This is a genomic window from Gemmatimonadales bacterium (assembly GCA_036279355.1).
GTDB lineage: Bacteria > Gemmatimonadota > Gemmatimonadetes > Gemmatimonadales > GWC2-71-9 > DASQPE01.
Genome location: DASUJH010000039.1, coordinates 1 through 11,522, shown reverse-complemented (window position 1 = coordinate 11,522; position 11,522 = coordinate 1). Strand labels below are relative to the sequence as shown.

The following is an 11,522-nucleotide window of genomic DNA, read 5'->3' as shown; positions in this document are numbered from 1 at the left end:
CTCGGTCGAATGGGGCGAGACCCGGACCGGCTTCTACACCGACGGCCGGCTCCATTCTCTCTCCTCCACGCTCGAATTTCTCCGCTTCCCGCCGCTGTCGCTGGTGGACAAGGCTAGGCTCGCGGCCACGGTGCTCGCCGCAGCCCGCGCCGGCGATCCGCGCGCGCTCGAGCGGACGCCGGTGGTCGAGTGGCTCACCGCATGGTCGGGGCGGCGGGTCGTGGAGCGACTCTGGCTGCCGCTGCTTCGCGCCAAGCTGGGTGAGAACTACCGAGAGGCGAGCGCGGCGTTCATCTGCGCTATCATCGCACGGATGTACGCGGCGAGGCGCTCGGGGCTCAAGCGCGAGATGTTCGGCTACGTGCGGGGGGGCTACGCCGCGGTGCTCGCCCGGCTGGAGGCGCAGCTCGATCGCATGGGCGTGGTGCGGCGCTACGGCTGCCGCGTGCTCGACGTGCGGGCCGACCGGCATCGCGCCGTGGTGCGGACTCAGGACGGTACCGAGGCGGCATTCGACGTCGCCGTGCTCACGGTTCCCTGCGGGCGCGCCGCCGCGCTCTGTCCCACACTCAACCCCGGCGAGCTCGCACGGCTCCGGAGCGTCGTGTATCAGGGAGTCTGCTGCGCATCCGTACTGCTCAGGCGTCCGCTTGCGGGATTTTACGTGACTAACATCACCGAAGAGTGGGTTCCGTTCACCGGTATTATCGAAGCGACGGCATTGGTGAAACGCGAGCAGTTCGGGGGGAATACGCTGATCTACCTTCCGAAGTACCTGGCGCAGGATGATCCCTGGTGGAACCGACCCGATTCGGAGATCGAGGCGGAATTCCTCGGCGCGCTCCGGCGCATCCATCCCCACGTCGAACCCTCCGATGTGCTGACCTGCGCGGTATCGCGGGCGCGAGAGGTGCTCGCGGTTCCGACGCTTGGCTATTCCGACGACCGGCTCCCGCCGGTTGCCACCTCGCTTCCGCGGGTCTTCCTCGTCAACTCGGCCCAGATCGCGCAGGGCACGCTCAACGTGAACGAGACGGTCAGTCTGGCCGACGCGAAGGCCGCCGAGCTGGCCCCGCGCCTCGGCGCGCTGGGCGGGCCGCGGCTCGCCGCGTGAGCCGCACATGACCGCGGAGGGCTCCAGGAGTCGTCCGCTCGCGAGCGTGAGCCTCGACGCCGACAATCTCTGGTCGTACCTCAGGACCCGCGGCGCGATCGGCTGGGAAGCACGGCCGTCGTTCTTCGACCGCTTCCTGCCGCTCGTGCTCGATCTGCTGGACGAGCTGGGCCTCCGGATCACGTTTTTCGTGGTGGGCGCCGACGCCGCGAGGGAGGAGAACGGGCGGGCGCTCGCCGCCGTGGCGGCGCGCGGACACGAGATCGGGAATCACTCGCACGAGCACGAGCCGTGGCTGCAACGCTATTCGGCCGACCGAATTGCCGAAGAAGTCGAGCGGGCGGAGACAGCAATCCAGGCCGTGACGGGCCAGCGGCCGCTCGGGTTCCGGGGGCCGGGCTATAGCTGGAGTCCGGCGCTGCTCCGCGTGCTTCACGCCCGTGGCTACCGCTACGATGCGTCCGTCCTGCCGACGTTCATCGGCCCCCTGGCCCGCGCCTACTACTTCCGCACGGCGCGGCTCACCGCGCCTGAGCGGCGCATGCGGGCGCAGCTCTTCGGCCGCTTTTCCGACGCGCTCCGGCCCGACCGCCCGTATCGCTGGGCGCTCGGCAACGGCGATACGCTGCTCGAGATGCCGGTCACGACCATCCCCGTCCTCCGGCTGCCGATGCACCTGAGCTATCTGCTCTACCTGAGCGCGTACTCCGAGCGGCTCATGATGACGTATCTCCGCGCCGCACTCGCCGCCTGCCGCACGACCCGGACGCCGCTCAGCTTCCTGCTGCATCCGCTGGACCTCCTGAGCGGCGAGGACGTTCCCGAGCTGGCCTTCTTTCCGGGGATGCAGCTCCCGGCCGCGCGCAAGCGCGACCTATTCCGGCGCGTGCTTGCGCTGCTTGGTGGCCGGTTCGATCTCGTCGGTGTGGGCGCGCACGCGCGGGCGCTCGAGGCGAGCGAACCATTGCCGCTCCTCGACGCCACGCTCGCGGAGCAGACCTGATGTGCGGCATCGCGGGCATCGCGCGCTTTGATGGCCGGCCGGTGGCGCAGCCGCTCCTTGCGGCCATGGCCCGGACCATGGCGCATCGCGGGCCCGACGACGAAGGGTTCCTGACCGACGGCCCGGTGGGGCTGGCGCACCGGCGGCTCGCGATCATCGATCTCGTGACCGGGCGCCAGCCCATGACGAGCGGGGATCTCAGCATCGTCTTCAACGGCGAGATCTACAACTACATCGAGCTGCGGCAGGAGCTTCAGCGGCTGGGCCACTCGTTCGAGACCACGTCGGACACCGAAGTGATCCTCAAGCTTTATGCGGAGCACGGGTGCGGCTGCGTGGGCCGGTTGAACGGCATGTTTGCGTTTCTCCTGCTCGACCGGCAGCGCAAGCTGCTGCTCGCCGCGCGGGACCACTTCGGGGTGAAACCGCTCTACTACCACGCGACGCCGCACCGGACCCTCTTCGCCTCCGAGATCAAGGCGCTCCTGCAGGACCCCGACGTTGTCGCCGAGCCCGATTACGACGCCATGCGGGACTACGTCACCTTCCAGTTCGTGCTGGGCGACGCCACGCTGTTTCGCGGAATCCGGAAGGTCCCCCCGGGCCACTACCAGGTGGTGGATCTTGTGAGCGGGGCGGTTCGCACCGAGCAGTACTGGGAGCCCTGCTTTCAGCTCGATCCCTACCATACCGAGGAGTACTTCGTGGACGAGCTGCGGCGCCTGCTGTGCGAGGCGGTCCGTGTCCAGCTCCGGAGCGACGTGCCGGTGGGCTCCTACCTGAGCGGCGGCATGGACTCGAGCCTCATCACCTGCCTCGCCGCGCCGATGCTCGGCGGCCGCCTGCCGACGTTTACGGGCGCGTTTCACGACGGGCCGGAATTCGACGAGACGCGCTACGCGCGCGAAGTGGCGGACGCATGCGGCGTCGAGAATCACGAGGTGTATCCGACGCAGCGGGAGTTCGTGGACCTGTTGCCGCGGCTGGTCTACCATCTCGACGAGCCGGTCGCGGGGCCGGGCGTCTTCCCCCAGTACGTGGTCTCGCGGCTCGCGGCCCGCGAGGTCAAGGTCGTCCTCGGCGGCCAGGGCGGCGACGAGATCTTCGGCGGGTACGCGCGCTATCTGGTCGCCTACGTCGAGCAGGCGCTCAAGGGCGCGATCTACGAGACCAACGAGGAAGCCGAGCACATCGTCTCCCTCACCTCGATCGTGCCCAACCTCGCCGAGCTCCGGCAGTACGTGCCGATGCTGCAGCAGTTCTGGGGCGACGGCGTCTTCGAGCCGATGGACCGGCGCTACTTCCGCCTGGTGGACCGGAGCGGCGGCGCGACCGAGCTGCTCAGCCGGGATTTCCGCGCCGCGTACGACGGCGAGGCGATCTTCGGGCGCTTCCAGCAGATCTTCAATCATCCGGACACGCGCTCGTACTACAACAAGATGACACACTTCGACCTGGTGGCAGGGCTGCCGGCGCTGCTGCAGGTCGAGGATCGCGTGAGCATGGCGACATCGCTCGAATCGCGGGTGCCGCTGCTGGACCATCGGATCGCCGACCTGGTGACGTCGATGCCCCCGCGGATGAAATTCCGGGGCGGCGAGATGAAGTACATCCTGAAGCGCGCCGCCCGGCACGTGCTGCCGCAAAGCGTCCTGGCGCGGCGTGACAAGGTGGGCTTTCCGGTGCCGCTGCATCACTGGGCGCGCGGCGAGGCCCGGACGTTCTTCCGGGACGTGCTGCTCTCGTCGCGGGCGCGGACTCGCGGGATCTTCGACCCGTGCCGGGTCGAGCAGTTGCTCGACGAGGAGGCAGCGTTCGGCCGGCGGCTGTGGGGCATGGTGAATCTGGAGCTCTGGCACCGGGAGTTCATCGATGCGGCCTGAGCGGCGCTGAGGATTCGATGCCGCACGTCTCGCGGGACGGCTCGGCCGGGCCATGGGAGGTGCGCGAGATCGGCGTGGTCGGGCCGGGCATCGTGGGCATGCCGATGGCGGCGCTGCTCGCGTCGGCGGCCGAGGGGCCGGCCCGCACCGCGCGGGTGACGGTCGTGCAGCGCCCCTCGGCGACATCCGGGTGGAAGGTCGGGGCGATCAACGCTGGGCGGTCGCCGATCGGCGGCGTCGAGCCCGCGCTCGACCGGATCGTCGCAGGCGCGGTCGCCGCCGGCCGGCTTCGCGCCGTACACGACTACGGCGCGCTCAGCACCGCCCAGGCGATCCTCATCTGCGTACAGACCGACCGCGCCGGCGACGGCCCGGAGTACGGGCCGCTTTTCGAGGCCATCGACGGCATCGCCGGCGCGCTTCGGGGGCGGCCGGCCGGAACCGTGCCGCTCGTCATCTTCGAATCCACGCTGGCGCCGTCGTCCATGACGACGGTGGTGCGGGAGCGGTTCGCCCGCGCCGGCCTCGTCGAGGGCGCCGACGTGCTGCTCGGCAACAGCCCGAACCGCGTGATGCCGGGCCGGCTGATCGAGCGGGTGGCAAGCTCCGACAAGCTGGTCGCGGGGTTGAGTCCCGAGACGCCGGACCGGATCGCCCAGCTCTACCGCCCGATCGTGCACCGCGGCGCGCTTCACCAGACCAACAGCCTCGCCGCGGAGGTCGTGAAGACGCTGGAGAACGCGTATCGCGACGTCCGCATCGCGTACGTAAGCGAGCTCGCGCGCTACTGCGACGCGCACGACATCGACTTCTTCCGGCTGCGCGATGCCGTAAACGCGCGGGTGGCGCAGGCGGATGCGGCGAGCGCTGATCCGGGCGCGGTGCCCACGGGCGCGCTCCTCGTGCCCACGGTAGGCGTCGGCGGCCACTGTCTGCCGAAGGATGGCATCCTCCTGTGGTGGCGCCGGCTCGAGCGGGGGGCCGATCGGTCCCGCAGCCTCATCCTTCGGGCGCGCGCGATCAACGACGCATCGCCGGCCGCGACGATCGCCCTCGCCGAGCGAGCGTTCGGCCGGCTGGCGGGGCGCCGCATCGCGGTGCTCGGCGCCGCCTATCGGGCGGATTCGGAGGACACGCGGAACGCGCCCGCCCTGGTCCTCGCGCGCCTGCTCCTCGGTCGAGGGTGCCGGGTGACGATTCACGACCCCCACGTGCGCCCGACGGACCCCAATCTGCTGCGGCTGGGCCTCGCGGAACGGTTCCGGAGCGAGCCGCCGGGCCGCGACGAGAGGCCCGAGACAGCGTTCCTGTGCACGGGGCACGCGGCCTTTGCGGCGGCGGCCGAGCGGCTGCTCGCGATCCCGGGGCTCCGCGGGATCGTCGACGGGTGCAACCTGCTCCGCCGCACGACGGTCGAATCCCGCGGCATCGGCTACGCCGGAATCGGGCGCGGATGCGCAGAGCCGTCCGCGGAGCTGGTGGAGCTCGCGCACGGCTGGTTCCGCGCCCTCGAGCGCGGCGTCGCCAACGAGGTGCACGATCTCGTCGAGTTCCTGGATGGCGAGTACGGAGCCGGCGGCGACGGCGGCTTCGGCCGGCTCGACTTCGCCACCGTGCGCCGGCTGGCGCGGACCTGCGGCACCGGCTGCCAGATCGGTGACGCGGGAAACCCACTGCCCGCGCCGCCCTACCGTGGCTGGGTTCCCGAGCTCGCGGCGGCGGCCGGCCGTGCTTGAGGCACCTGCGCGGCTCCATCTGCCGCCTGCCGGGCGGCTGGTCGGCACCGGCGGGGTCGACGCCCTGGCCTGGTACTACCGGCCGGGCCTAGGCTGGCTCATGCGACGGCGCCTGGTCTGGGTGCGCGACGCCGTCGCCGGCACGCGAGCAGCAGCCGCCCCGGTGGCCCGCGCGCTGGAAGTCGGCTACGGTAGCGGCATCTTTCAGTACGAGCTGTCGCGGGCCGCGCGGGTGTCGGTCGGTATCGACGTCCACTCGTCGGCCGCGGTCACGCGGTCGCGCCTTACCCGCGACGGCGTGCAGTCGGAGCTGGTGCGGGGCAGTGGCTGCGTGCTGCCGTTCCGCGATGGAAGCTTTGAGCGGGTGGTGCTCATGAGCACACTGGAGTTCGTTCCGGACCCCGCGGCCTGTCTACGGGAAGTGCTGCGGGTGCTGGCACCCGGCGGTCGGCTCGTGGCGCTCACCACGCGTCATCTGCGTTGGGCCGACCGGGTCCTGCGGCGGATCGTCGGCCGAGATCCGGAAGCGGAGTTTGCCGGCGGGCGGGAGCGGGTCGGTGCCGCCCTTGCAGCCGTATTGCCCGACGCGGCGCGCGCCGCCCGGCCGCGCTGGCTGCCGCCGCGGCTTGCCCCCTACGAGCTCGTGACGTACGAGCGGCGGTGAAGCCGCTCGAGAAGCCCGCCGCGCCGGTGACGGGGCCGGGCCCGCTCGTCCTCGGTCTTGCGATCGTGCTCGCGGTCGCGCTCTGGGAAAACGCCCACAAGAGCATCTGGCTGGACGAGGCCTACTCGCTCGCTTCGAGCGACGGCGGCGCGCTACGAGCCTTCCGCGAGGCCGTCCGGACGGAGCAGCAGCCGCCGGTGTACTTCGTCCTGCTGGCGCTCTGGCGGACGTTGTCGCCGTCGATCGAGTGGGCGCGCGTGCTCTCCACCGCGTGCGCAATGGGCGCCGTGGCGGTGTTGCACCGAATGAGCCGGCAGCTCGGGATCGGGGCGCGCTGGTGGAGTCTGGGCCTCGTTGCAGCGCTCAGCCCCCACCTGCTCTATGCGGCGGCCGAGGCTCGGCCCTACAGCCTGGCGGTGCTGCTCATCGCGGCGGCGAGTGCCGAGTTCTACGCGGCCTGGACAGTCGGACGCGAGCCGGCGCCACGCGGGGTGCGGTACGGCATCGCCGCGTGGCTCGCGCTCATGACCCAGTACTACGCCGGCTTTGCGCTGGCGGGACAGTGGGCAGGTGCGCCGCTCCTCGGGCGGGTGGCGCGCCGGCGCATCGCCTGGTGCGTGCTAGTGCTGGCGCTCGCGCTGCTCGTCTGGATGCCGGTGGTCCTGTGGCAGGTGACGCACTACGGCAACTACATCGCCGATCCCGTCACCTCCGCGCACGGCGAGGCGGCGCGGCTCGTACAGGGCGCCGCGTGGCTGCTGGACGCGGCACGCACGGTGGCGTTTCGGGGCGCGCCCGTCGTCACCCGGCCGGGCGCGGCGCCGCTCATCCTCGCCCTCGCGGCGGCGATCGTGGCGGCCCGCGCGTGGCGCGGCGTGGGGCGATGGACGCCGCTCGAGTCGGTCGCCGTGCTGGGGGCCGTCGTTCCCTTTGCCGTCCTCGCGTTCCTCCGCATCACCCGCCTCGCGCTGGTCGACACCCGGCACTGGATCGTGGTGCTCCCTGGCGCGCTCGTCCTGCTCGGCCTGCTCCTGAGCCGCGTGCGCACGGGGCCGCTCGCCTCGGGCCTCGCGGGCGCCGTGCTCGCGCTCTTCGCAGTATCGACGGTGAGCTTCGTTCGCAACTTCACGAGCCCGTACGACTATCGCGCAGCCGTCCGGACGATGGTCGAGCGCGGCCCGGCAGATCGGCCGATCCTCTCGCTGGACGCGCACGACTCGCTGCCGGTGTTCTACTACTACCGCCGCCTCTACCACCGGCGGGGGCGCTTCGGCGCGATACCGCGCGGACTCCTGCCGGATGCGTGGACGGGGCCGCGCGACGACACCACGTCCGTCCGCGCCGCCACCGATTCGCTGCTGCGCATCACCGGCGGCCGGACTCGCCTTTGGCTGCTTTACCAGCCGTGGAGCACGCCGGACTTCAACCGGCGGGGCTTCGAGTCCGACCTCAAGGGGCTGTTTCGGGTGAACTTCGCCCGCACCTATCCGGGCCTGCGCCTGCTCGACGTGGAGTTGCGCGCCGCGCCCGGCGACAGCCTGTAGCAGAGGCGTCAGATGTATTCGGCGAACTTGAACTCGAGGCGATGGAAGAGGAGCGCGCTCGCGAGCAGTCCTGCTACGCCCCAGAGCGCGCCGTAGAGGAGATACCACGGGCTCCATACTAGAATCTCGCGGCCGGCCGAGCCGGTTTCGACCAGCGGCAGGAGCAGATTGTGGCCCCCCACGACGGCGAGGCGGAGCCCCTCGAGCATCGGTGAGAGCGGATTCAGCATCATGAGCCTGGCACCGGTCGGGCCGAACATGGCGGGCTCGAAGAAGACCGGCGTGAAAAAAATGCCGAACGTGAGCAGCACCTGCACGATGTACTTCACGTCGCGGAAGAAGAGATTGGCGCACCCGAGAAAGAGGCTCGTGCCCGCGGTGAAGACGAAGGTGAGCACCGCGAGCACCGGCACCCAGAGGAGCGCGAACGTGGGCCGAACGCCGAGGAATGGCAGGATGAGGGCGACCGCGACGGTGCCGATGGCCGTGTCGAACGCCTGCGCCAGCGTGGCCGAGATCGGCAGCACCTCACGCGGGAAGTAGATCTTGGTCACGAGGTTGGTGTTGCCCACGAGGCTCGCGGTGGCGAAGCCGATCGCCCCCACGAAGAACGACCACGGCAGCGCCTTCACCGCGAGCCCCGCGATGTGCTGCACGTCGAGCGTGGAGTGGGAGAGGTGGGCCATCGCCGCGCGAACCAGCACACCCGCCAGCACTACGAGAATGGGCATGAACACGGCCCAGCCGAAACCCATGACGGCCTGCTTGTACCGGATGCGGATGTCGCGCCGGGTGAGCTGGAGCAGCAGCTCGCGATAATTCCAGAAGTCGCTCAGGACCTCGGCCAGATCGGCGGTGACGCTCCGCTCGGGATCGGGACTGTTGGCGGCCGAGGGGGCGGTGGCTGACAGCGTGGGGGCGGCGGGCGGGGGCGCCGCGGCCACGGCAGGCGACGTGTCAGGCGCGAGTGGGCGCGTCATGGGCCTCAAGAGAACGGGACGCGAGGGGAGAAGCAAGAGCCGTGCGCGCGATGCATGCGCGGCCGTGGCGGGCGCTCGCCCCGCTCAAGTACCTTTCGGCAACCTCGGAGGCATGTGTGTTGCTGTGAGCCCCGCCATGTCGAACCGCTCCATGCTGTCCGTCGTGGTCCCCCTCTACAACGAGGAGGAGAGCGTCGGCGCGCTGGTTGACGCCGTTCGAGAGGCGCTCGGCATCGAGCGCGCGTGGGAGCTGGTGCTGGTGGATGACGGGAGCCGCGACCGCACCGCCGCCGTCGCCCGCGATCTCGCCGCGCGCGACGATCGGGTGCGGTTGGTGGAATTGGCACGCAACTACGGCCAGACCCAGGCGATGCAGGCCGGCTTCGACGCGGCGCGGGGCGATACGGTGGTGAGCATGGACGGCGACCTGCAGAACGATCCGGCCGACATCCCCTCGCTCGCCGCCAAGCTCGAGGAGGGCTACGACCTCGTCGCCGGCTACCGCCTGCGCCGGCAGGACAAGCTCATCACCCGCAAGGTGCCCTCGTGGGTGGCGAACCGGCTGATCCGCGCGATTACGGGGGTGCAGATTCGCGACAACGGCTGCTCGCTCAAGGCGTACCGCCGCTCCACCCTCCAGCACCTGCACCTCTACTCCGACATGCATCGCTTCCTGCCCGCGGTGGCGGCCGCGACGACCGGCGCGCGGATCACCGAGGTGCCGGTGCGACACCACGCGCGCCGCTTCGGCCAGAGCAAGTATGGCCTCTCGCGCATCCTCAAGATCCTCGCCGATCTGCTCACGATCACGATGATCGCCTGGTTCCGCGAGCGGCCCATCGTGATGTTCGGGCTCGGCGCCGCGGGCGCGTTCGCCGCGGGCATCGCGTTTCTCGCCGGCTCGTTTGCCGCCGCGGCCGAGCTGCGCGAGAGCATGGCGAACGCATATGTCTTTCCCGCGGCCGCGCTCCTCTGCTTCATGCTCGCCTGCTACCTGCTCATGCTCGGCCTGATCGGCGAGGTCGCCGTCTGGAAGGCGCGCGAGCGCGAGCACCTGCTGCCCAACGTGGTGGAGCGGCCGCTGTGACGGCGCGCCCCTACGACGTGGGCGGGCGCGCGTACGACGTGACGGTCGTGGTGCCCGTGGTGGAGCGCCCGGTCGCGCTCGACGCTCTTTACATAGAATTTTCCGCGCCGCTCCGGGAGGCCGGGTACACGTTCGAGTTCGTCTTCGTGGCCTACCCCTGGTTCCGGCATCTCACGCAGGCGCTGAGCGCGCTCCGTGCGCGGGGCGAGCCGGTCCGCCTGCTCGAGGTCGCCCAGAGCGCGGGCGAGACGACGCTGCTCAAGGTGGCCGCGGCGAGCTGCCGCAGCCCGATTCTGGTCACGTTGCCCGCGTATCTACAGACGACGCCCGCGGTGCTGCCCGAGCTCGTTGCCAAGGTAGAAGGCGGAGCGGACCTCGCGGTGGCGTGTCGCTCCGCGCGGCGTGACGCGCTGGTGAACCGGATGCAGAACCGGGTGCTTCACCTGCTCGTGGGGCGATTGGCCGGAGGGCGGCTCCACGATGTGGCCTGCGGCGTGCGCGCGATGCGCACCGAGCTGGTCTCCGAGGTTCCTCTCTATGGCGACTTCGCGCGCTTCCTTCCGCTGCTGGCGCTGCGGGAAGGTCAGGCGACCGAGGAGGTGCCGGCCGCGGTTCACCCGAAGGCGATGCGCGGCCGGATCTATGCGCCGGGCGTCTATCTCCGCCGCCTGATCGACGTCCTCGGCCTCTTCTTCCTGCTCAAGTTCACCGACAAGCCGCTGCGCTTCTTCGGGCTCATCGGCAGCGCGATCGCCGGGATCGGCGTCATCATCCTGCTCACGGTGGCAATCCAGCGCTTCGGCGGCCAGGGCCTTGCCGACCGTCCGGTGCTCCTGCTGGGCGTGCTGCTCATCACGCTCGGCGTGCAGTCGGTGGCGCTCGGTCTCATCGGCGAGATGATCGTGCACCTGAGCGCCTCGCAGCAGAAGCGCTATCGGCTCCGCCGCTCGAGCCCGCCGGCCCATCCTGACGCGGCTTGACGCGCGCTACTCGCGCGCCATCCGCTCGCGCAGCTCGTACAACCGCACGGGAAAGTTGGCGCCGGTGGCGCTGTCCACCAGCGCATAGCGCTCGCTCAGCACCTGCTGGAAGTCGGGCAGCACGGCGCCGAAGGTCTGCTCGGTGTAGCCGTCGAGCACCACGAACGCAGGCGGACGGGCTTCGAGCGTTTGCTCGAGCGCGGCGGCCGAGTCGGGCTGCATGCCGAACATGAAAGCGAGGGGGTGGCTGATACGGTCGAATGGGGGCCGGTCCGCCTGGAGCTCCCACATTACGGCGCCCGAGAGCACCTCGTCTCCCGGCGCGGCGTGGCGCTCGAGGTAGCCGGCGATCTTCCGCACCGATTGGGGAGACCACACCGTTTCGTAGTCGGCACGCAGCTCGCGCCCGGCGGTCGCGTACATCAGCCCCGCGGCGCCGACGACAAGCACCGCTCCGGCAAACGCGCCGAAATTGGCCCTGGACATGGCGTGGCGCGGCCCCGCCGCCAGCCAGATCGCGGCGAGCACCGC

General features: G+C 70.6%; 10 protein-coding genes. 8 read left to right on the top strand and 2 right to left on the bottom strand.

The genetic code is table 11. From position 1 onward, the window contains the following. The 6 genes from VFW66_10100 to VFW66_10075 form a co-directional block, all read left to right on the top strand. A partial coding sequence (locus tag VFW66_10100) for an FAD-dependent oxidoreductase (protein ID HEX5387041.1) occupies positions 1–1,114 on the top strand: 1,114 nt, incomplete at its 5' end. A gap of 7 nt (positions 1,115–1,121) precedes the next feature. Then, a complete protein-coding gene (locus VFW66_10095; protein ID HEX5387040.1) occupies positions 1,122–2,117 on the top strand; it encodes a polysaccharide deacetylase family protein in 996 nt (331 codons plus the stop codon). Next, positions 2,117–4,000 carry an asparagine synthase (glutamine-hydrolyzing) gene (asnB, locus tag VFW66_10090; protein HEX5387039.1) on the top strand — a complete coding sequence of 628 codons (1,884 nt, stop codon included), beginning with the start codon at positions 2,117–2,119 and terminating at the stop codon, positions 3,998–4,000. Before VFW66_10095 ends, asnB begins: the two co-directional genes overlap by 1 nt. Positions 4,001–4,017: 17 nt before the next feature. Continuing rightward, positions 4,018–5,736 carry a nucleotide sugar dehydrogenase gene (locus tag VFW66_10085; GenBank protein ID HEX5387038.1) on the top strand — a complete coding sequence of 573 codons (1,719 nt, stop codon included), beginning with the start codon at positions 4,018–4,020 and terminating at the stop codon, positions 5,734–5,736. Next, positions 5,729–6,400, top strand: coding sequence for a class I SAM-dependent methyltransferase (locus tag VFW66_10080; GenBank protein HEX5387037.1), 672 nt, complete (start codon positions 5,729–5,731; stop codon positions 6,398–6,400). Before VFW66_10085 ends, VFW66_10080 begins: the two co-directional genes overlap by 8 nt. Then, positions 6,397–7,944, top strand: coding sequence for a hypothetical protein (locus VFW66_10075; GenBank protein ID HEX5387036.1), 1,548 nt, complete (start codon positions 6,397–6,399; stop codon positions 7,942–7,944). Before VFW66_10080 ends, VFW66_10075 begins: the two co-directional genes overlap by 4 nt. A gap of 8 nt (positions 7,945–7,952) precedes the next feature. On the opposite strand, the gene VFW66_10070 is transcribed toward VFW66_10075, so the two are convergent. Next, positions 7,953–8,924 (bottom strand): ABC transporter permease, encoded by a 972-nt coding sequence (locus tag VFW66_10070; protein HEX5387035.1) that lies wholly within the window; start codon positions 8,922–8,924, stop codon positions 7,953–7,955. A 136-nt stretch (positions 8,925–9,060) separates the two neighbouring features. On the opposite strand from VFW66_10070, the gene VFW66_10065 reads away from it, so the two are divergent. After that, entirely contained in the window at positions 9,061–10,011 is a 951-nt protein-coding gene (locus VFW66_10065; protein ID HEX5387034.1) for a glycosyltransferase family 2 protein, read from the top strand. Continuing rightward, on the top strand, positions 10,008–10,991 hold the full coding sequence (locus tag VFW66_10060; protein ID HEX5387033.1) for a hypothetical protein: 984 nt from the start codon (positions 10,008–10,010) through the stop codon (positions 10,989–10,991). The genes VFW66_10065 and VFW66_10060 overlap by 4 nt, the downstream gene beginning before the upstream one ends. A gap of 6 nt (positions 10,992–10,997) precedes the next feature. Here the strand turns inward: VFW66_10060 and VFW66_10055 are convergent. After that, positions 10,998–11,522 (bottom strand): hypothetical protein (locus tag VFW66_10055; GenBank protein ID HEX5387032.1); only part of this gene is annotated, 525 nt, incomplete at its 5' end.

Bases quoted from the DNA above. Each gene is read 5' to 3' on its own strand.
- asnB (HEX5387039.1), top strand. From the start codon at position 2,117: ATGTGCGGCATCGCGGGCATCGCGCGCTTTGATGGCCGGCCGGTGGCG.
- VFW66_10085 (HEX5387038.1), top strand. From the start codon at position 4,018: ATGCCGCACGTCTCGCGGGACGGCTCGGCCGGGCCATGGGAGGTGCGC.
- VFW66_10095 (HEX5387040.1), top strand. From the start codon at position 1,122: ATGACCGCGGAGGGCTCCAGGAGTCGTCCGCTCGCGAGCGTGAGCCTC.
- VFW66_10065 (HEX5387034.1), top strand. From the start codon at position 9,061: ATGTCGAACCGCTCCATGCTGTCCGTCGTGGTCCCCCTCTACAACGAG.
- VFW66_10070 (HEX5387035.1), bottom strand. From the start codon at position 8,924: ATGACGCGCCCACTCGCGCCTGACACGTCGCCTGCCGTGGCCGCGGCG.